Origin of the sequence: Cytobacillus sp. FSL K6-0129 (genome assembly GCF_038007625.1) — a bacterium.
GTDB lineage: Bacteria > Bacillota > Bacilli > Bacillales > Cytobacillaceae > Cytobacillus > Cytobacillus kochii.
Genome location: NZ_JBBOXM010000001.1, coordinates 3,031,018 through 3,051,742 on the forward strand (window position 1 = coordinate 3,031,018; position 20,725 = coordinate 3,051,742).

General features: G+C 40.3%; 15 protein-coding genes, 1 tRNA gene, 4 rRNA genes, 1 other RNA gene and 1 other annotated feature. Of the genes, 15 read left to right on the forward strand and 6 right to left on the reverse strand.

From position 1 onward, the window contains the following. The first annotated feature begins 162 nt into the window (after window positions 1-162). Window positions 163-279, forward strand: a 5S ribosomal RNA gene (gene rrf, locus MHI57_RS15045). Window positions 280-348: 69 nt separating this feature from the next. On the opposite strand, the gene MHI57_RS15050 is transcribed toward rrf (MHI57_RS15045), so the two are convergent. Next, on the reverse strand, window positions 349-1,323 hold the full coding sequence (locus MHI57_RS15050) for a YaaC family protein (RefSeq protein WP_340977085.1): 975 nt from the start codon (window positions 1,321-1,323) through the stop codon (window positions 349-351). A gap of 113 nt (window positions 1,324-1,436) precedes the next feature. On the opposite strand from MHI57_RS15050, the gene guaB reads away from it, so the two are divergent. From guaB to MHI57_RS15070, 4 genes are all read left to right on the forward strand, one after another. Continuing rightward, window positions 1,437-2,900, forward strand: a complete 1,464-nt coding sequence (gene guaB / locus MHI57_RS15055; RefSeq protein ID WP_095371321.1) for an IMP dehydrogenase — start codon at window positions 1,437-1,439, stop codon at window positions 2,898-2,900. Window positions 2,901-3,189: 289 nt separating this feature from the next. After that, window positions 3,190-4,491, forward strand: a complete 1,302-nt coding sequence (locus MHI57_RS15060; protein ID WP_307319499.1) for a D-alanyl-D-alanine carboxypeptidase family protein — start codon at window positions 3,190-3,192, stop codon at window positions 4,489-4,491. 62 nt (window positions 4,492-4,553) lie between these two features. Then, window positions 4,554-4,779 (forward strand) — a binding site (T-box leader). A gap of 51 nt (window positions 4,780-4,830) precedes the next feature. Next, window positions 4,831-6,117 carry a serine--tRNA ligase gene (serS, locus tag MHI57_RS15065; RefSeq protein WP_307319491.1) on the forward strand — a complete coding sequence of 429 codons (1,287 nt, stop codon included), beginning with the start codon at window positions 4,831-4,833 and terminating at the stop codon, window positions 6,115-6,117. A 129-nt stretch (window positions 6,118-6,246) separates the two neighbouring features. Beyond that, window positions 6,247-6,339, forward strand: a tRNA-Ser gene (locus MHI57_RS15070). Between the two features lie 118 nt (window positions 6,340-6,457). Here the strand turns inward: MHI57_RS15070 and MHI57_RS15075 are convergent. The 4 genes from MHI57_RS15075 to MHI57_RS15090 form a co-directional block, all read right to left on the reverse strand. Continuing rightward, window positions 6,458-7,111: a deoxynucleoside kinase gene (locus MHI57_RS15075; protein ID WP_095371318.1), complete on the reverse strand. Its 654-nt coding sequence runs from the start codon at window positions 7,109-7,111 to the stop codon at window positions 6,458-6,460. Beyond that, window positions 7,108-7,749 (reverse strand): deoxynucleoside kinase, encoded by a 642-nt coding sequence (locus MHI57_RS15080; protein WP_307319487.1) that lies wholly within the window; start codon window positions 7,747-7,749, stop codon window positions 7,108-7,110. The genes MHI57_RS15075 and MHI57_RS15080 overlap by 4 nt, the downstream gene beginning before the upstream one ends. A gap of 94 nt (window positions 7,750-7,843) precedes the next feature. Then, complete coding sequence (locus MHI57_RS15085; protein ID WP_307319485.1) at window positions 7,844-9,127, reverse strand: glycoside hydrolase family 18 protein; 1,284 nt, start codon at window positions 9,125-9,127, stop codon at window positions 7,844-7,846. A 111-nt stretch (window positions 9,128-9,238) separates the two neighbouring features. Then, complete coding sequence (locus MHI57_RS15090) at window positions 9,239-9,769, reverse strand: isochorismatase family cysteine hydrolase (protein WP_095373566.1); 531 nt, start codon at window positions 9,767-9,769, stop codon at window positions 9,239-9,241. A gap of 161 nt (window positions 9,770-9,930) precedes the next feature. Between MHI57_RS15090 and tadA the strand changes: the two genes are divergently transcribed. The 10 genes from tadA to rrf (MHI57_RS15140) all read left to right on the forward strand — a co-directional run bounded on the left by tadA (window position 9,931) and on the right by rrf (MHI57_RS15140) (window position 19,787). Beyond that, a complete protein-coding gene (tadA, locus tag MHI57_RS15095; RefSeq protein ID WP_307319482.1) occupies window positions 9,931-10,437 on the forward strand; it encodes a tRNA adenosine(34) deaminase TadA in 507 nt (168 codons plus the stop codon). A 78-nt stretch (window positions 10,438-10,515) separates the two neighbouring features. Next, window positions 10,516-10,781, forward strand: an RNA gene (gene ffs / locus MHI57_RS15100) — signal recognition particle sRNA large type. A gap of 131 nt (window positions 10,782-10,912) precedes the next feature. Then, window positions 10,913-12,610 (forward strand): DNA polymerase III subunit gamma/tau, encoded by a 1,698-nt coding sequence (dnaX, locus tag MHI57_RS15105; RefSeq protein WP_307319479.1) that lies wholly within the window; start codon window positions 10,913-10,915, stop codon window positions 12,608-12,610. 24 nt (window positions 12,611-12,634) lie between these two features. Continuing rightward, window positions 12,635-12,955, forward strand: a complete 321-nt coding sequence (locus MHI57_RS15110; protein WP_095371313.1) for a YbaB/EbfC family nucleoid-associated protein — start codon at window positions 12,635-12,637, stop codon at window positions 12,953-12,955. A 165-nt stretch (window positions 12,956-13,120) separates the two neighbouring features. Beyond that, window positions 13,121-13,717, forward strand: a complete 597-nt coding sequence (gene recR, locus MHI57_RS15115) for a recombination mediator RecR (protein ID WP_224939297.1) — start codon at window positions 13,121-13,123, stop codon at window positions 13,715-13,717. A 15-nt stretch (window positions 13,718-13,732) separates the two neighbouring features. Then, window positions 13,733-13,951, forward strand: coding sequence for a YaaL family protein (locus MHI57_RS15120; RefSeq protein WP_095371311.1), 219 nt, complete (start codon window positions 13,733-13,735; stop codon window positions 13,949-13,951). Between the two features lie 85 nt (window positions 13,952-14,036). After that, window positions 14,037-14,300, forward strand: a complete 264-nt coding sequence (locus MHI57_RS15125; RefSeq protein WP_095371310.1) for a pro-sigmaK processing inhibitor BofA family protein — start codon at window positions 14,037-14,039, stop codon at window positions 14,298-14,300. Window positions 14,301-14,629: 329 nt separating this feature from the next. Further along, window positions 14,630-16,178, forward strand: a 16S ribosomal RNA gene (locus MHI57_RS15130). A gap of 326 nt (window positions 16,179-16,504) precedes the next feature. Then, window positions 16,505-19,437: ribosomal RNA gene (locus MHI57_RS15135) — 23S ribosomal RNA — on the forward strand. A gap of 233 nt (window positions 19,438-19,670) precedes the next feature. Beyond that, a 5S ribosomal RNA gene (gene rrf / locus MHI57_RS15140) occupies window positions 19,671-19,787 on the forward strand. Together the 16S, 23S and 5S rRNA genes form the textbook arrangement of a ribosomal RNA operon. 611 nt (window positions 19,788-20,398) lie before the next feature. Here the strand turns inward: rrf (MHI57_RS15140) and MHI57_RS15145 are convergent. Further along, window positions 20,399-20,587, reverse strand: a complete 189-nt coding sequence (locus MHI57_RS15145; RefSeq protein ID WP_233435334.1) for a sigma factor G inhibitor Gin — start codon at window positions 20,585-20,587, stop codon at window positions 20,399-20,401. Window positions 20,588-20,725: the final 138 nt, after the last annotated feature.

The window sequence follows — 20,725 nt, forward strand, 5'->3', positions numbered from 1 at the left end:
TAACCTCATGACAAATTTGGCTTATGACCTCGAGCACCTAGGCGCCGCAGCTAGACAGCACTACGTAAGTAGTCGCGTCAGCAACGCATAGGCGATTACTCAATAAATATCTTCTTCAACATTACCTAGTTTTGAGGGAACGATTCCCTTACAATTTCATAGTCCGGTGGCGATAGCGAGAAGGTCACACCCGTTCCCATACCGAACACGGAAGTTAAGCTTCTCAGCGCCGATGGTAGTTAGGGGCTGTCCCCTTGTGAGAGTAGGACGTTGCCGGGCAAGATAAAAGAGCACATCATTTGTATGTGCTCTTTTTTGTGATTTTTTATTTCCAATGTGAATCTTCTATCATCTCTTTTTATTTCCTTGGCAATGAAATTTTCTTGATTCAAGAAAATTATAAATGAGAAATGGGCTTTTCTGTTCCGTCAAATCGAGGAACTGGTGAATAAATGGATAATCATTATTTGTCATTAACTTAATGCATTCATTCCACCATTCTGTTTCATATCTTGCAATCATGCTTAAATTATAGAGTAATAAGTAATGGGAAAATAATTCTGGATAATCATTTAATGGACTTCTTTCGATAGGTAATGAATAATTTTTATTTACAATATTATATTTGAAATATCGATTGATCTCTTTGTTTTGAGGAAATTCTATATGTTCCTTCGTATAGAGAATATCCTTTTTATCCACTTGTAGTTTTTCGGAAAGAAAAGTAGAAAATCTCGATTCAGTCATATGATAATGATTAAGAATGGTTATTGGGACAAAGAAGTTATCTTTTTCTTTTTTTATATCAATAAATGTTTGTTCTTTTTGGATAGACTGAAACATTATTTCCATCTCTGGGATTTGTCTCAATAAATCAACCATATAAAATTTATCACCTTCTAGATGTTTCATATGGAACATTTTTTCTGCCATATATGGAAATAAGCCACTCTTTTGTAATTTCACTTCATCTTTTAAAAAGAGGTATTGCTGCTTTTTCTTTTTTCTTGTCGAAACACCATGAGCCAGTACGGAGGTCGTATCTGGATAAAGAGGGTCAATAGTTAAAATACAAGCTTTTATTAGATGAACTAGGCCGTAGAAATAAAGAATAGGTTTAATGATTAACGGGGCAGCGGCGGCTTGTTCATAGTAAACCTTACCGTGTTCAATGTAATATATAAACGGATAAGTATTTTCAAAACTCTTTTGTGATGCTTGTTCAATTCCTTCGTTTTGATAACTTTTTTCTAAAAATGCTTTGGTTGTTTCTGTTGAAAAAAAGGGTAAATATGATTGCCAATTGTTGTAAGAATGCTTCAAAATATACAACCTCCAAATAATCTGAAAAATCCAACTTATAGCAGTGTCCTTGACAGTATTTTGTCCAATTGATAACCTACTAATAATATTTTCATGTTCAGGAGGTCAAAAAAATGTGGGAAACTAAATTTGAAAAAGAAGGTTTAACTTTTGATGATGTACTACTTGTCCCTGCTAAATCTGAGGTATTGCCGAAAGATGTCGATTTGTCGGTGAGACTGTCTGAAAAGGTAAAATTGAATGTTCCAATTATCAGTGCTGGTATGGATACAGTAACTGAAGCTGAAATGGCTATTGCAATGGCACGCCAGGGTGGATTAGGTATTATTCACAAAAACATGTCCATTGAGCAACAGGCAGATTTAGTTGATAAAGTAAAACGCTCTGAGAGTGGCGTTATTTCTGATCCGTTTTTCCTTACTCCCGAACAACAAGTGTATGATGCTGAACATTTAATGGGCAAATATCGTATATCAGGTGTTCCAATTGTAAATAATCTTGACGAACAAAAACTTGTTGGTATTATTACAAACCGAGACCTTCGTTTCATTCAAGATTTCTCTATTAAGATCTCTGATGTAATGACGAAAGAAAACTTAGTAACTGCTTCAGTAGGTACAACGCTACAAGAAGCAGAAAAAATTCTGCAAAAGTATAAAATTGAGAAATTACCTCTTGTTGATGATAATGGTGTTTTAAAAGGACTTATTACTATTAAAGATATTGAAAAAGTCATTGAGTTCCCTAACTCAGCGAAAGATGCACAAGGTCGTTTACTTGCTGGTGCAGCAATCGGTATAACAAAAGATACAATGAAAAGATTAGAGTTACTTGTTAAAGCTCAAGTTGATGTAGTAGTAGTCGATACGGCTCACGGCCACTCAGCGGGCGTTATTAATACAGTAAAAGAAATTAAAGACAAATACCCTGACCTGACAGTTGTAGCAGGTAATGTAGCTACTGCTGAAGGTACACGTGCATTGTTTGAAGCTGGAGCTGATGTTGTAAAGGTAGGTATTGGACCAGGATCTATTTGTACAACTCGTGTGGTAGCAGGTGTTGGCGTGCCACAAATTACAGCGGTATATGATTGTGCAACAGAAGCACGTAAACATGGTAAAGCGATTATCGCTGATGGTGGGATTAAGTATTCAGGAGATATCGTGAAAGCATTAGCTTCTGGTGGACATGCAGTTATGCTAGGAAGTATGTTAGCTGGTGTATCTGAAAGTCCAGGTGAAACTGAAATTTTCCAAGGACGTCAATTTAAAGTTTATCGTGGAATGGGATCCGTTACTTCTATGGAAAAAGGATCAAAGGATCGTTACTTCCAAGAAGATAATAAGAAATTCGTTCCAGAAGGCATTGAAGGACGTATTCCATTTAAAGGTTCATTAGCAGATACGATTTATCAGTTAGTTGGTGGTGTTCGCTCTGGTATGGGTTACTGCGGGGCAGCAAATTTAGAATTCTTAAGAGAAAATGCACAGTTTATCCGTATGACAGGTGCTGGTCTTAAAGAAAGTCACCCACATGATATCCAAATTACGAAAGAAGCACCAAATTATTCATTATAATTTTTTTTAAAAAGTAAGAGGGCTGGTCCTCTTACTTTTTTTTGCCTGGAAAGATATCAGACTTTCGTCATTGTTAGCAAAACGCACAATGTTTTCTCAGGCGGATTGACCTAAGGAATAGAGAAAGAAAAGGGATGTTCATGAAAACGCCAAGATTAGGAAAAGGTTGTTTGTATCCATGAAGGACATCTTATGATAAAATAACAAAAGCTGAAAAAAAAGTTGGAGGGCTTTGGAATTGAGAAGAAAAGGATATCGTAAAGTTGTTGCAAGTTTCTTGGTGTTGATTATGGTGTTAGGCATTCTTCCAAATGTACATAAAGCAAGTGCAAAAGAAGATATACTTAATATTAATGCAGATGCAGCTATTCTAGTAGATGCAGAAACAGGTAGAGTTTTATACGGGAAAAACATTGATAAGGTGCTTGGTATTGCAAGTATGTCAAAAATGATGACCGAGTATCTTTTATTAGAAGCTATTGATGAAGGTCGAGTATCATGGGATCAAGAGTATGCTGTAAGTGAGTACGTTTGGAAAGTGTCTCATGACACAGCGCTTTCGAATGTTCCTCTTAGAAGAGATGGGACATACAGCATTAAGGAATTATTTGAAGCAATGACTATTTATTCCGCAAATGGAGCAACAATTGCCATTGCTGAGACAATTGCTGGATCTGAAAAGAACTTTGTGCAAATGATGAATGAAAAAGCAGAGGAATTAGGGTTAGAAGATTATAAATTCGTCAATTCTTCTGGTTTAAATAACAAGGATTTAAAAGGTTACCATTCGACAGGTAATGAAGATGAAGAAAATGTGATGTCTGCTAGAGCAACAGCTAAACTAGCGACAACGCTCCTCACGGATTTTCCTCAAGTTTTAGAAACAGCAAGCATTCCTAGAAAAACATTTAGAGAAGGCACTGAAGATAAAATTGATATGGAAAATTGGAACTGGATGTTACCTGAACTGGTCTACGGCTATGAAGGTGTAGATGGGTTAAAGACAGGGACAACTGATTTTGCAGGTTCTTCTTTTACAGGAACAGCTGAACGTGATGGAAAAAGATATGTAACAGTTGTTATGAATGCTAAAGGTGGCGGCGATTCTGGTTATAATCAAGCTAGATTCGACGAAACAAAGAAAATGTTTGATTACGCGTTCTCTAATTTTGATAAAAAAGAGATCGTTCCTGCTGGCTATCAAGTGAAAGATAAAGAAAAACTTGCCGTTGAAAAAGGGAAAGAAAATGCAGTAGCGATTGAATCAAAAGAGGCCATTACATTAACTGTTAAAAATGGTGAAGAAGAGAATTATCAACCAAAGCTTGTGATTAATGAAGATTTATTAAATGATCAAGGTCAATTAACAGCTCCTGTAAAAAAAGGTGATGTTGTTGGTTATTTAACGGTTGAAGATAAAGATGGTAATGCGATTGAATTTTTAAATGCTAACCAAACAAGAGTTGATGTCATCGCTTCTGAATCGGTTGAAAAAGCGAACTGGTTCGTTTTATCTATGCGTGGTGTTGGTGGATTCTTTGGAGATGTTTGGGACAGTGTTGCATCTACTGTTAAAGGTTGGTTTTCTTGAATAATGTAGTTGCATTTGGCTTATAATTATAGTAAATTATGTATTACTAATAAGTTGAATAAAAGAAAGCATAAAGAAGGAAGTAGTATCAAGTACACTTTTGCCATAGAGAGCTGGTGGTTGGTGCAAACCAGACAAAAGCACTTGAGAATCCATCCTTTGCGTAGAGCTTGGAACACATTTTTTGTAAGTAAAAGCTCTCGGGTAAACCTCGTTAAAGATTTAAAGTGAAAAGTATGGACTATACTTTTAACTAGGGTGGCAACGCGGGTAACTCTCGTCCCTTTATAGGGGACGGGAGTTTTTTGTTTTCACAAATTGAATATGGAGGGAAAGGCTATGTTAGATATCAAATATTTAAGAGCTAATTTTGCTGAAGTAAAAGAAAAACTAGAAAAACACCGTGGGGAAGATATTTCTGATCTTGAGAAGTTTGAGGATTTGGATGTAAAACGCCGAGAATTACTTGTAAAAACGGAAGAGCTTAAAAGCAAAAGAAATGAAGTATCACAGCAAGTGGCTGTTTTAAAACGAGAGAAAAAAGATGCGGACCAATTAATTGCTGAAATGAGGCAAGTTGGCGACCAAATTAAGGATTTAGACCATGAGTTACGTGAAGTAGAAGCTGAATTAGAGCTTATCTTACTCAGTATTCCAAACATCCCACATGAAAGTGTACCCGTTGGGGAGACAGAGGATGACAATGTCTTAGCTTGGCAATGGGGAGAAGTAAAGGGATTTGATTTTGAATTTAAACCGCATTGGGATATAGCGACTGAGCTTGGAATATTAGATTTTGAACGAGCAGGAAAAGTAACTGGCAGTCGTTTTGTATTTTATAAAGGGTTAGGTGCTAGATTAGAGCGCGCATTGTATAACTTTATGTTGGACCTCCATACAGAAGAACATGGATACGAAGAAGTGCTACCACCATATATGGTTAATCGTGCAAGTATGACAGGTACAGGACAATTACCAAAATTTGAAGAGGATGCATTTTTAATTGAGAGTGAGGATTATTTCCTTATTCCAACGGCAGAGGTACCAATCACGAATATGCATCGCGATGAAATTTTAAGTGCTGATCAATTACCAATTAATTACGCCGCATTTAGTGCGTGCTTCCGTTCTGAAGCTGGCTCAGCTGGCCGTGATACGAGAGGTCTTATTCGTCAGCATCAGTTTAATAAGGTTGAGCTTGTGAAGTTTGTTAAACCAGAAGACTCTTATAACGAGTTGGAGAAATTAACAAAAAATGCAGAGAAGGTATTACAACTGCTTGGTTTACCTTATCGCGTCATGAGTATGTGCACTGCTGATTTAGGATTCACAGCTGCGAAGAAGTACGATATAGAAGTATGGATGCCTAGCTACGATAATTATCGAGAAATTTCTTCTTGTAGTAACTTTGAAGCTTTCCAAGCGAGACGTGCAAATATCCGCTTCCGTCGTGATGCTAAAGGTAAGCCGGAGAATGTTCATACATTAAATGGCTCTGGGTTAGCAGTGGGACGTACAGTCGCTGCGATATTAGAAAATTATCAACAAGCTGATGGTAGTGTGGTTATTCCAGAAGTACTTCGCCCTTATATGGGGAATAAAGAAGTGATAAATCCAGCAAAATAAGTAAGATGATAGGGTCTGTTTCTTAGGACAGATCCTATTTTTAAAGTTCTAACATGCATGTTTGTGAATTTATGCAAAAAATCTATTGACTTCTATTTCAATAGATGATATATTATTTCTTGTCGAAACGGAGGAATACCCAAGTCCGGCTGAAGGGATCGGTCTTGAAAACCGACAGGGGTGTTAAAGCCCGCGGGGGTTCGAATCCCTCTTCCTCCGCCATTATAACTTTTAACATGCGCATAATTAATTGGAGATATGGAGTCGCTACTTTATAGTAGCGGCTTTTTTTATTTTTAAGCAAAAATCAGCCTGTACCATTTAAGTACAGGCAAATATTTTATATTGTTTGTTTTAATGTGTGGCCGACTTTTTCGAGTACTTGATCGATGTCTGATGGATTAGAGACAAGGTCATATTCATTAATATTTAATCGTAAAATAGGACATGCACTAAATTGATCAATCCAGGTTTCGTAACGCTCGTGCATCTCTTTCCAATAATCAATGGAGGTTTGTTGTTCCATTGGACGCCCACGTTCTTTAATGCGTGCCAGTATATCTTCTAGGGAGCCCTCTAAATAAATTAAAATATCAGGGTGTGGGAAATAGGGTGTCATAACCATTGCCTCGAAAAGGCTTGTATATGTTTCATAATCAACTGGTGACATTGTTCCTTTTTCATAATGCATCTTAGCAAAAATGCCGGTATCTTCATAAATAGATCGATCTTGAATGAATCCTCCACCATATTCGAACATCCGTTTTTGTTCTTTAAATCTTTCAGCAAGAAAATAAATCTGTAAATGAAAGCTCCATCTTTCAAAGTCGGCATAAAACTTGTCTAAATAAGGATTTGTGTCCACTTTTTCAAAAGAAGTACGGAAGTTAAGTGCTTCTGCTAAATAATTGGTCATTGTTGATTTTCCGACACCAACCGTTCCTGCTACAGTGATGATTGCGTTATTTGGTATGCCGTAGTTATTTCTATTCATGCTTTTGTACTCCTTGTTTGTATACTCGTTGTTAACGTATCAATAATGTATTGCAGGTCATTCTTATTATGAACAAAATCCAATTGATCACCATCAAGGTGAAGAATAGGGATATCTGGATGTTGTTTTTCAAATGCCTGCATTTTAAGATCGTAATCAATGGATAATTGTTCAAGATAGAGAGGACTTATATTTTTTTCTATTTCGCGTCCACGCTTTTCAATTCTTTTTAGTAAAGTATCTAAGCTTGCCCGCAAATAAATAATGATATTTGGTCTCGGCATATCATCCGTTAAAATATGATAGATTTGCTCATATTTTTCATATTCAGGTGCTTCAAGAGATTTACTAGCAAAAATCAAGTTTTTAAAAATATGATAATCAGCTACGACAGGCATATCATTCAAAATATAACGGTCTTTTATATCCTTCAGCTGTTTATATCGATTACATAAGAAAAACATTTCAGTTTGAAAACTCCACTCATCGATATTCTCATAAAACTTTCCGAGAAATGGATTTTCATCGACGATTTCCTTTAATAGATGGTAGTTAAAATGGGTGGAAAGGGCTGTAGCTAGCGTGGTCTTGCCTACGCCAATCGGCCCTTCCACTGTAATAAAAGGTACTTGATTCATCTATTTGTCTCCCCCTAAGCTAACATAACTTCCATTTTAACACAGGTCAGACCTCTATGAAGAATGAAAAAATAGACAGGAGATTAAAATAGATTTACCGTTTTACGACATTAAAATTTTCATCAATGAGGAGCCAGTTTTGTGGAAAGTCTAGACCGAGTTTCCAGTAGCTTACTCCTCTTAGCTTTAACTCTTTCAATAAATCAAATTTCGCTTGAATGGAACGGGCATCTTCAAACCAAACCTCATGTCTTTTTCCTTCGTTGTCTGTGTATAAAAAGAAGGGTGCTTGTGCTTCTTGGTCGTATTGAATGGCCACATTATTTTCTAGGGCAATCTGTATAGCTTGTTGTGGACTAATAGCACGTGCGATCGTTCCTTGAACAAAAGGAAGCGTCCAATCATAGCCGTATAAATTTTGCCCCATCATAATTTTTTCAGGCGGGATTTCTGTTATTGCATATTCAAGGACATCTCTCACAGGTCCAATAGGTGAAACGGCCATAGCAGGTCCTCCACTATATCCCCATTCATATGTCATGATGATGACAAAGTCGACAATTTCGCCATGTGCTTTATAATCGTGGCCTTCATACCATTTCCCTTTTTGATCTGCGCTAGTTTTAGGGGCAAGGGCAGTTGATATGAGCCAGCCTTCTTGGTGGAAGCGATCGCGTGCTTTTATTAGGAATTGGTTATAAGCTTCTTTATCTTCAGGTCGAATGAATTCAAAATCAAAATGGATATCTTTAAAGTTGTATTTTTTTGCTGTTGCAACAATATTGTCGAGGAATGTGTTTTGAATGTCTTGATCGTTGAGAAGTATGCTTGCTAGCTCATCACTAAATTGTGCGTTTTCTTGATTAGATATGACCATCATGAGGACATTTTGATTTTGTTCAGCGATAGCAGGTAATTCATCTAAAGGCGGCTCTTGCAATGAACCATCTCTAAGCGCTTGAAAGTTAAATGGTGCTAAATAAGTAAGATGGGGTGCTGCACCTCTTGAAGCTTCTATTAAGTTTTCCGAGACGGTGTCCCCTCTAGGCTCAACATAGGCATTTATTTCGGCAGATGTTTTTGGACGCTCGGGAATGTATAAACGTAGACCAACCCTTAATGGGTTTGTTTGCGAGATTTGATTGATATTTACAAGCTCTTCCACCGTGAGGCCGTATCGTTGTGCAATTAAATAGAGTGTATCGCCAGGCTGTACCCAATAAAAGCTACCAATGATTGGTATAACAAGCGTTTGACCGACCACAAGTTGATTAGGATTCTGTAATTCATTCGCATCGATTAAATCTTGTATGGTTGTGCTATAGGCCATCGCTATACCACTTAACGAATCATTCTGTCTTACCACATGTATTTGCAAGTAAAACCCTCCCTAAATGTTTCAGTATAGATCAAATACAGACATTCATAATTTAATGATTTAATTACACTATAAATAACTTATGAAGGGAGTGGCCAATACATGATACATTCATGGCAAAGGGTCAATATTTGCTTTCAACACATCTTTCATCATAATCAAGGCGTTCTCGTTATCGTGGTCATCATTAGAAGCAATGCAGTTAGCGGGTATATGTAGTTTATACTCTCTCATATAAGCATCGTTTGCAGAGAAAAGCACACAAATGTTTCCTGCCAAACCAACCATTATTAATTTATCGATGGCTAATTGATTTAAGAGTGTATTAAGTGCAGTACCGTAGAATGCAGAATGTTTCGGTTTGATTAGAAAGTAATCGTCACTTGATGGTCTTATTGTTTGGATAATTGGTGAACTTATAGGATTGTTGCAGTAGGCCATTATCTTTTCAATATCAGCTTTCCAGAGCTGATAATGGTCATTGATATAAATTACCGGTAACTTGTGTTGGTGAAATTGGTTTCTGATAAGATTAATGCTTGTGGTCATTTTTAAAGCTTTTTTAGCCAGTACTTCGCCATGTTTAAATTGAAAATCATTAATCATGTCAATAATAATTAATGCCGTTTGCTTCTCGGTTATTAAATTCAATCAAAATCAACCCCTTTTAATTAGAAAAGATATAAGGATTTCAAACGTTACCTGCTGAGATAAAAGGTGAGCTTTTACGTTTTTTTATTGTTTGTAAAAGCAAAGAGAATTACACTGAAAGAAACGCTATGGTATTTAAAGGAATGAAGTAAATGAGTATAGATGAACAATTTATGTTAGAAGCGATAAAAGAGGCAGAAAAAGCAAGAGAGATTAATGAAGTCCCAATTGGTGCTGTCATTGTATTAGATGGACAAATAATTGCTCGTGGGTATAATTTACGGGAGACGGCACAAAAAGCGACTGCGCATGCAGAATTACTTGCGATAGAAGAAGCATGTGGGAAGCTCGGTACATGGCGATTAGAGGACACAACCCTTTATGTTACACTCGAGCCTTGTCCGATGTGCGCGGGTTCTATTGTTCTTTCACGAGTGAAACGGGTGGTTTACGGAGCGACTGATCCAAAAGGTGGATGTTGCGGGACATTAATGAATTTGTTAGATGACTCAAGGTTTAATCATCAATGTGAGGTGGTTGCTGGAGTAATGGGTGATGCATGTGGGGAACTGTTATCCACGTTTTTTTCACAATTACGAGCTAGAAAAAAGGCTGAAAAGAAGCTTTTAAAAGAACAAAAGAAGCAAGAGGAATGTTAGGCATTGCAATTTTAATTTAAAAACAGTATACTGAATATGCGTCGAAATGACGCAACTTAAATATTGGTATCAATTTTGCCGTGCTAGGTGGGAAGGTAGCGGTGTCCTGTACTCGCAATCCGCTCTAGCGAGACTGAATTCCTATTCTGAGGCTGATGTCCTGTAGGGTCTGCCTTTAGTAAGTGGTGTTGACGCTTGGGTCCTGCGCAATGGGAACCCATGAACCATGTCAGGTCCGGAAGGAAGCAGCATTAAGTGGACTCTCTCATGTGCCGCAGGGTTGCCTGAGCTGAGCTAACTGCTAAAGTAACGCTTATGGGCGTCAGTCGAAGATAGGTGCACGGCAGTTATATACATATAATTATAAAACTCATTCTTCATGAATGAGTTTTTTGTTTTTTTCCTATCCTTTTTTGTAAAATAGAAAATAGATACGTTATAATAAATACGACACTAAAAGAAGGGGGCGTGCCAATTGAGTTATCAAGCATTGTATCGTGTATGGCGCCCACAAACATTTCTTGATGTAGTAGGGCAAGAGCATGTAACAAAAACATTGCAAAACGCCCTGCTTCAGGAAAAAATTTCGCATGCTTATCTTTTTACTGGACCAAGAGGAACCGGTAAAACGAGTGCGGCGAAAATTTTAGCAAAGGCCGTAAACTGTGAAAGAGCACCAATTAATGAACCATGTAATGAATGTGATGCGTGCAAAGGGATTACTGATGGGTCCATACCTGATGTCATTGAGATTGATGCCGCATCTAATAATGGTGTAGAAGAGATTAGAGATATAAGAGATAAAGTGAAATATGCACCAAGTGCGGTTAAGTATAAAGTTTATATTGTTGATGAGGTGCATATGTTGTCAATGGGAGCATTCAATGCGCTCCTAAAAACATTAGAAGAACCACCCCAGCATGTTATTTTTATATTAGCAACAACAGAGCCGCATAAGATTCCACTGACAATCATTTCTAGATGTCAACGCTTTGATTTTAAAAGAATTACTGCGACTTCGATTGTGAATCGTATGCAAATGATTATAGATGAAAGTAGTGTTCATTGTGATACCCAAGCACTACAAATTATTGCCAGAGCTGCTGAAGGTGGTATGCGTGATGCCTTGAGTTTATTGGATCAAGCAATTTCATTTAGTGATGAGAGTGTAACAGTTGATGATGCTCTAGCTGTTACAGGTGCTGTTTCCCAAGGTTTCCTTAATCAGTTAGCAACAGCTATCGTTGATCATGATGCAGCTAACGGCTTAGAAATATTAGGCGAACTTCTTTTTCAAGGGAAAGATCCTACACGATTTGTAGAAGATTTTATTCTTTATTATAGAGATATGCTATTATATAAAGCAGCACCTAATCTTGAAGAATCGATGGAAAGAGTTCTTTTAGAAGAAACATTCATTGAGTTAGCAGAAAAGGTGTCACAAGAACAAATTTATCACTTGATCGAACAATTAAATAAAACACAGCAAGAGATGCGCTGGACGAATCATCCAAGAATTTTTTTAGAAGTAGCAATTGTGAAACTTTGTCAGCAAGAACAAATTAAAGGGCAAAGTGCTGAAGATGTTCAACCATTAATTACACGGATTGATCAATTAGAAAAAGAGTTATCACAAATAAAAGCGCAAGGTGTTAAAGTATCAGAAGAATCAGTAGCACCTCAAGCGAAAAAGCCACAGCGTGTATCTAAAAAAGGATATCAAGCGCCTGTAGGTCGAATAAATGAGGTGTTGAAGCAGGCAACAAAACAGGACTTAATGATGGTCAAAAGTCATTGGGGTGAAATGTTAGAACGCCTCGTACACAATCAAATGCGCTCACAAGCAGCATTACTAAACGAAGCAGAGCCTGTTGCTGCATCTGATCAAGTTTTTATTATAAAATTCAAATATGAAATTCATTGTCAAATGGCGATGGAGAATCATAAATTTATTGAAACCCTAACGCAATCTTTGTTTGAACTAAGCGGAAAGAGGTTTCAGGTCTTAGGTTTACCAGATGAACAATGGCAGTCCATTCGCCAATCATTTCTTCAGTATCAAAAGGCGAATGGAGATGATACAGCAGAGGATATGGGAAATGAGGAAGAAGATCCTGTTGTATCTGAGGCAATGAAATTATTTGGTGAAGATCTTATTGAAATTAAAGATTAAATAAATATTAGGAGGTAAGGAACTATGCGTGGTATGGGTAATATGCAAAATATGATGAAGCAAATGCAAAAAATGCAAAAGAAAATGGCGCAAGCGCAAGAAGAATTAGGAGAAGAAAGAATTGAAGGAACAGCTGGCGGTGGCATGGTAACTGTCATTGTTTCTGGTCATAAAGAAGTTTTAGAAGTAAATATTAAAGAGGAAGTTGTTGATCCTGAAGATATCGAAATGCTTCAAGATTTAGTGTTAGCAGCAACAAATGACGCGATTAAAAAATGTGATGAATTAACAAATAATACAATGGGGCAATTCACAAAAGGTATGAACTTGCCAGGGATGTTTTAATACGGATAAACGAAAAGAAGCGCCGCTGGTTTTCCTGAGCGGCGTTTTTTAAAGCATTCACTATCAGACTAGGAGTCAAAGAGAAGAGTTATATGAGAAAGAGTTTGTTGTTAAACGTCTCTCGGTCAAATGCTCTCGTCTTTGATGAAAGAGGGGGAGACAGATATGCATTATCCTGAACCGATATCAAAACTGATTGATAGTTTTATGAAGCTTCCAGGAATCGGACCGAAAACAGCCGCTCGGTTGGCCTTTTTTGTATTAAGTATGAAAGAAGACACTGTACTAGATTTTGCTAAGGCATTAGTGAATGCGAAGAGAAATCTATCTTATTGTTCTGTGTGTGGCCATATAACAGATCAGGATCCTTGTTATATATGTGAAGACCAAAGGAGAGATCGATCAGTCATATGTGTTGTGCAAGACCCTAAAGACGTTATCGCCATGGAAAAAATGAAGGAGTTTAATGGTTTGTACCATGTTTTGCATGGTGCTATTTCGCCAATGGATGGTATCGGCCCAGAAGATATTAATATTCCCGATTTGTTAAAACGATTACAGGATGAAACCGTCCAAGAAGTCATCTTGGCTACCAATCCTAATATTGAGGGCGAGGCAACAGCAATGTATATTTCTCGTCTCATTAAACCTTCTGGTATTAAGGCGAGCCGCATAGCTCACGGATTACCAGTAGGAGGAGACCTTGAATATGCTGATGAAGTAACACTTTCAAAAGCTTTAGAGGGAAGAAGAGAAGTATAGTGAGAGGTGTATGCGATGTTCTTTCGTAAAAAAGGATGGCTTCGTAAGGAATATGATGAGAAGTTATTAGATCAGTTAAAAGAATTAAAGGATGAATGGAAGAATCAAAAATCTCTAATTGAAAAAAGTTTTGATCCTTCAGCAGAAGCAATTAGTGAAGCTAAGCTTGCTGAGGCAAAATATTTTTATCTGTTCAAGGAAGCAAAAAAAAGAAACGTTAGTGTTCGATATTAATTTTTATACCTCCTCAAGGTCTTTTTTTAGGTGCTTGTTCATACATTGGTTGTACAAGTTTCCATAAATAGAGGGGGTTTTTTATTTGGAGCCAGTTTGGATTATCTCAGGGTTAGGTATTCTCATTCTCTTTCTATTAGTAGCAGGTGCCTCGTTTCGACCAATTAAGTGGATTGGACAAGGCCTTATAAAAGTAATCATTGGTGCACTCTTATTATTTGTACTAAATACAGTAGGAAATCAATTTGGTATTCATTTGCCTATTAATATAGCTACTGTAGCCATTAGTGGGATATTAGGTGTGCCGGGTATATGCGCGCTAGTGGCAATAGAAATGTATGTCATATAAGTGTCAAAGTATAATGGAATAGGTAATCAGTTACGTATTTCTAGTAACTGATTTTTTCTTTTTAAATATTGTTGACATATTAATATAATGCTGATAATATATTAAGAGTCGTCACAACGACACAACATCCTTTAAAACTTTAAAGAAAAAACTTTTTTAAAAAAGCATTGACATATAATGCGTAGGATGATATATTAGTAAAGTCGCTTCTGAAGCGAATGAGATTGTTCTTTGAAAACTGAACGAACGTAAAACGTCAAGCGTAATTCTAAAAAAGCTGATTTATCAGCAACAAAGCACCATAGGTGCAAATGAGCTAATCAAACACTTTATTGGAGAGTTTGATCCTGGCTCAGGACGAACGCTGGCGGCGTGCCTAATACATGCAAGTCGAGCGAATCTGAGGGAGCTTGCTCCCAAAGATTAGCGGCGGACGGGTGAGTAACACGTGGGCAACCTGCCTGTAAGACTGGGATAACTCCGGGAAACCGGGGCTAATACCGGATAATATCTATTTATACATATAATTAGATTGAAAGATGGTTCTGCTATCACTTACAGATGGGCCCGCGGCGCATTAGCTAGTTGGTGAGGTAACGGCTCACCAAGGCGACGATGCGTAGCCGACCTGAGAGGGTGATCGGCCACACTGGGACTGAGACACGGCCCAGACTCCTACGGGAGGCAGCAGTAGGGAATCTTCCGCAATGGACGAAAGTCTGACGGAGCAACGCCGCGTGAGTGATGAAGGTTTTCGGATCGTAAAACTCTGTTGTTAGGGAAGAACAAGTATCGGAGTAACTGCCGGTACCTTGACGGTACCTAACCAGAAAGCCACGGCTAACTACGTGCCAGCAGCCGCGGTAATACGTAGGTGGCAAGCGTTGTCCGGAATTATTGGGCGTAAAGCGCGCGCAGGCGGTTCCTTAAGTCTGATGTGAAAGCCCACGGCTCAACCGTGGAGGGTCATTGGAAACTGGGGAACTTGAGTGCAGAAGAGGAAAGTGGAATTCCAAGTGTAGCGGTGAAATGCGTAGAGATTTGGAGGAACACCAGTGGCGAAGGCGACTTTCTGGTCTGTAACTGACGCTGAGGCGCGAAAGCGTGGGGAGCAAACAGGATTAGATACCCTGGTAGTCCACGCCGTAAACGATGAGTGCTAAGTGTTAGAGGGTTTCCGCCCTTTAGTGCTGCAGCAAACGCATTAAGCACTCCGCCTGGGGAGTACGACCGCAAGGTTGAAACTCAAAGGAATTGACGGGGGCCCGCACAAGCGGTGGAGCATGTGGTTTAATTCGAAGCAACGCGAAGAACCTTACCAGGTCTTGACATCCTCTGACAATCCTAGAGATAGGACTTTCCCCTTCGGGGGACAGAGTGACAGGTGGTGCATGGTTGTCGTCAGCTCGTGTCGTGAGATGTTGGGTTAAGTCCCGCAACGAGCGCAACCCTTGATCTTAGTTGCCAGCATTTAGTTGGGCACTCTAAGGTGACTGCCGGTGACAAACCGGAGGAAGGTGGGGATGACGTCAAATCATCATGCCCCTTATGACCTGGGCTACACACGTGCTACAATGGATGGTACAAAGGGCTGCAAGACCGCGAGGTTTAGCCAATCCCATAAAACCATTCTCAGTTCGGATTGTAGGCTGCAACTCGCCTACATGAAGCCGGAATCGCTAGTAATCGCGGATCAGCATGCCGCGGTGAATACGTTCCCGGGCCTTGTACACACCGCCCGTCACACCACGAGAGTTTGTAACACCCGAAGTCGGTGGGGTAACCTTTTGGAGCCAGCCGCCTAAGGTGGGACAGATGATTGGGGTGAAGTCGTAACAAGGTAGCCGTATCGGAAGGTGCGGCTGGATCACCTCCTTTCTAAGGAATATACGGAATTAACTTGATGTTAGACTGTTCGTTCAGTTTTGAGAGTATAATCTCTCAATTCAATCGTTCTTTGAAAACTAGATAATGTAATGAAGAAGATTACCGAGTAATCGCCACCTTAGTTATTTTTTCTCTCTATATATTATAGATTGATTTAAGATACTAAACTTTTTTAATAAACACAACCGAGAGGGTTGTGAGAAGCAAGCAGTTCAAGGAAGCGAGCGAGGAAACACCGGAGTGTGCGTCTTGTGCACATGAGGATGTTGACGAGTGAGCTGACGCCGAAATGCGTAGCTTATCGCAAGCCGAACAATGGTTAAGTTAATAAGGGCGCACGGTGAATGCCTTGGCACTAGGAGCCGATGAAGGACGGGACTAACACCGATATGCTTCGGGGAGCTGTAAGTAAGCTTTGATCCGGAGATTTCCGAATGGGGAAACCCCCTATCCGTTATGGGATAGGATCCATACCTGAATACATAGGGTATGGAAGGCAGACCCGGGGAACTGAAACATCTAAGTACCCGGAGGAAGAGAAAGCAAACGCGATTCCCTGAGTAGCGGCGAGCGAAACGGGATTAGCCCAAACCAAGAGGCTTGCCTCTTGGGGTTGTAGGACATTCTATACGGAGTTACAAAGGAACGAGATAGACGAAGAGGTCTGGAAAGGCCCGCCATAGGAGGTAAAAGCCCTGTAGTTGAAACTTCGTTCCCTCCAGAGTGGATCCTGAGTACGGCGGGACACGAGAAATCCCGTCGGAAGCAGGGAGGACCATCTCCCAAGGCTAAATACTCCCTAGTGACCGATAGTGAACCAGTACCGTGAGGGAAAGGTGAAAAGCACCCCGGAAGGGGAGTGAAAGAGATCCTGAAACCGTGTGCCTACAAGTAGTTAGAGCCCGTTAATGGGTGATAGCGTGCCTTTTGTAGAATGAACCGGCGAGTTACGATTACATGCGAGGTTAAGTTGGACAGACGGAGCCGTAGCGAAAGCGAGTCTGAATAGGGCGAATGAGTATGTGGTCGTAGACCCGAAACCAGGTGATCTACCCATGTCCAGGGTGAAGTCCAGGTAACACTGGATGGAGGCCCGAACCCACGTACGTTGAAAAGTGCGGGGATGAGGTGTGGGTAGCGGAGAAATTCCAATCGAACTTGGAGATAGCTGGTTCTCTCCGAAATAGCTTTAGGGCTAGCCTCATGCGTAAGAATCTTGGAGGTAGAGCACTGTTTGGACTAGGGGCCCTCATCGGGTTACCGAATTCAGACAAACTCCGAATGCCAAAGATTTATCCATGGGAGTCAGACTGCGAGTGATAAGATCCGTAGTCAAGAGGGAAACAGCCCAGACCACCAGCTAAGGTCCCAAAGTATACGTTAAGTGGAAAAGGATGTGGAGTTGCTTAGACAACCAGGATGTTGGCTTAGAAGCAGCCACCATTTAAAGAGTGCGTAATAGCTCACTGGTCGAGTGACTCCGCGCCGAAAATGTACCGGGGCTAAACGTATCACCGAAGCTGTGGATTGAACATCGTTGATGTTCAGTGGTAGGAGAGCGTTCTAAGGGCGTTGAAGCTAGACCGTAAGGACTGGTGGAGCGCTTAGAAGTGAGAATGCCGGTATGAGTAGCGAAAGATGGGTGAGAATCCCATCCACCGAATGCCTAAGGTTTCCTGAGGAAGGCTCGTCCGCTCAGGGTTAGTCGGGACCTAAGCCGAGGCTGAAAAGCGTAGGCGATGGACAACAGGTTGATATTCCTGTACCACCGTATTCTGTTTGAGTGATGGGGGGACGCAGGAGGATAGGGTAAGCGCACTATTGGATGTGCGTCTAAGCAGTTAGAGGGACCATGAGGCAAATCCCATGGTCATATACCTTGAGCTGTGATAGCGAGGGAAATTTAGTACCGAAGTTCTTGATTCCACACTGCCAAGAAAAGCCTCTAGCGAGGAATAAGGTGCCCGTACCGCAAACCGACACAGGTAGGCGAGGAGAGAATCCTAAGGTGAGCGAGAGAACTCTCGTTAAGGAACTCGGCAAAATGACCCCGTAACTTCGGGAGAAGGGGTGCTCATTAGGGTGTTAAAGCCTTGATGAGCCGCAGTGAATAGGCCCAGGCGACTGTTTAGCAAAAACACAGGTCTCTGCGAAGCCGCAAGGCGAAGTATAGGGGCTGACGCCTGCCCGGTGCTGGAAGGTTAAGAGGAGAGGTTAGCTCACGCGAAGCTTTGAATCGAAGCCCCAGTAAACGGCGGCCGTAACTATAACGGTCCTAAGGTAGCGAAATTCCTTGTCGGGTAAGTTCCGACCCGCACGAAAGGCGTAACGATCTGGGCACTGTCTCAACGAGAGACTCGGTGAAATTATAGTACCTGTGAAGATGCAGGTTACCCGCGACAGGACGGAAAGACCCCGTGGAGCTTTACTGTAGCCTGATATTGAATTTTGGTACAGCTTGTACAGGATAGGTAGGAGCCTTAGAAGCCGGAGCGCTAGCTTCGGTGGAGGCGTCGGTGGGATACTACCCTGGCTGTATTGAAATTCTAACCCACATCCCTTATCGGGATGGGAGACAGTGTCAGGTGGGCAGTTTGACTGGGGCGGTCGCCTCCTAAAGAGTAACGGAGGCGCCCAAAGGTTCCCTCAGAATGGTTGGAAATCATTCGTAGAGTGTAAAGGCACAAGGGAGCTTGACTGCGAGACCTACAAGTCGAGCAGGGACGAAAGTCGGGCTTAGTGATCCGGTGGTTCCGCATGGAAGGGCCATCGCTCAACGGATAAAAGCTACCCCGGGGATAACAGGCTTATCTCCCCCAAGAGTCCACATCGACGGGGAGGTTTGGCACCTCGATGTCGGCTCATCGCATCCTGGGGCTGTAGTCGGTCCCAAGGGTTGGGCTGTTCGCCCATTAAAGCGGTACGCGAGCTGGGTTCAGAACGTCGTGAGACAGTTCGGTCCCTATCCGTCGTGGGCGCAGGAAATTTGAGAGGAGCTGTCCTTAGTACGAGAGGACCGGGATGGACGCACCGCTGGTGTACCAGTTGTCTTGCCAAAGGCATCGCTGGGTAGCTATGTGCGGAAGGGATAAGTGCTGAAAGCATCTAAGCATGAAGCCCCCCTCGAGATGAGATTTCCCATAGCGCAAGCTAGTAAGATCCCTGAAAGATGATCAGGTTGATAGGTTAGAGGTGGAAGTGTGGCGACACATGTAGCTGACTAATACTAATCGATCGAGGACTTAACCAAAAACGAAATGCGAAGGCGGCTCGTCCAGGAGCGACAAGCATAAGACAGATTTGACAGGAGGTTGTTCTTTAACCTCATGACAAATTTGACTTATGACCTCGAGCTCCTAGCCGCCGCAGCTAGACAGCACTACGTAAGTAGTAGTCTACAGCACGCATTCAGGCGATTACTCAATAAATATCTTCTTCAACATTACCTAGTTTTGAGGGAACGATTCCCTTACAATTTCATAGTCCGGTGGCGATAGCGAGAAGGTCACACCCGTTCCCATACCGAACACGGAAGTTAAGCTTCTCAGCGCCGATGGTAGTTAGGGGCTGTCCCCTTGTGAGAGTAGGACGTTGCCGGGCAAGATAAAAGAGCACATCATTTGTATGTGCTCTTTTTTGTGTATATGAGTTAGTAAATATATGCTCCCCAAAAAAATAACATTGAGAAAATCATAACATTAAGTATAAATTATTGAGTTTGAGGGTTTAATAGAAGATCAAAAAATGAATGATTGAATGGAACCTCATTTGGTTATAACCCAATGAGGTAATGTTTTAGATACTAATAGTGGTCAATATGGCTTTCAAGTGATACGCAAATGACTATGGTGGTTTGATTCAATACTGCCACGATAAATTGTTCCTTGTAGTAAGGCAAATTGATATAAAGGATTTGGAAATCAGCATTATCTTAGTCAGAAAACTGTTGGCTCGTTTAGAAAGGCATTAAATTAACTTTCGTTAGCTCATCACATGTGAGTAAAGAAAGAGCAAGAATGTAATTCGGACTTTTACGATCTCTTTATCTTTCAACAATTAAACCTACAGATTCCTTGAAGAAGTTGATTTATGCATAGTGCTCCGTATGACGAAAGCAACACTGTAGATAGTTTCCCAAAATAAAAAAACTCCCTAATATTTGTTAAAATAATAGAGAAGATCATAAGATAAGTATAGAAGCAAAAGGGAATTTAAGATAAAATTTCAGGTGTAGTGACTCTTTTTAATTGTTGGACATAATAATTATAATGAGGATCATCTGTTTCGGTATTCACGATTTGTTCCTCACACTGCATACAAATAAAAGAAGTATATAAATGGATACCAGTAGATTGTGATTGTTCACAGATTACACATGTTTTTTCATTAAACGTTTTCACAATGTCACCTCCGTACATTCAATCATAGCCAATGATGATAAAATATATACAATATTTAGAATTTTACTCTCATAAGTGAGTTGTTAACAGTTTATGTTTGTAATCACCAATAGGTGTATGTCTATACAGTAAATTTAT

Coding starts and splice junctions, on each gene's coding strand:
- MHI57_RS15075 (WP_095371318.1), bottom strand. CDS start 7,111: ATGAATAGAAATAACTACGGCATACCAAATAACGCAATCATCACTGTA.
- guaB (WP_095371321.1), top strand. CDS start 1,437: ATGTGGGAAACTAAATTTGAAAAAGAAGGTTTAACTTTTGATGATGTA.
- MHI57_RS15080 (WP_307319487.1), bottom strand. CDS start 7,749: ATGAATCAAGTACCTTTTATTACAGTGGAAGGGCCGATTGGCGTAGGC.
- recR (WP_224939297.1), top strand. CDS start 13,121: ATGCATTATCCTGAACCGATATCAAAACTGATTGATAGTTTTATGAAG.
- MHI57_RS15120 (WP_095371311.1), top strand. CDS start 13,733: ATGTTCTTTCGTAAAAAAGGATGGCTTCGTAAGGAATATGATGAGAAG.
- MHI57_RS15110 (WP_095371313.1), top strand. CDS start 12,635: ATGCGTGGTATGGGTAATATGCAAAATATGATGAAGCAAATGCAAAAA.
- tadA (WP_307319482.1), top strand. CDS start 9,931: ATGAGTATAGATGAACAATTTATGTTAGAAGCGATAAAAGAGGCAGAA.
- serS (WP_307319491.1), top strand. CDS start 4,831: ATGTTAGATATCAAATATTTAAGAGCTAATTTTGCTGAAGTAAAAGAA.
- MHI57_RS15060 (WP_307319499.1), top strand. CDS start 3,190: ATGGTGTTAGGCATTCTTCCAAATGTACATAAAGCAAGTGCAAAAGAA.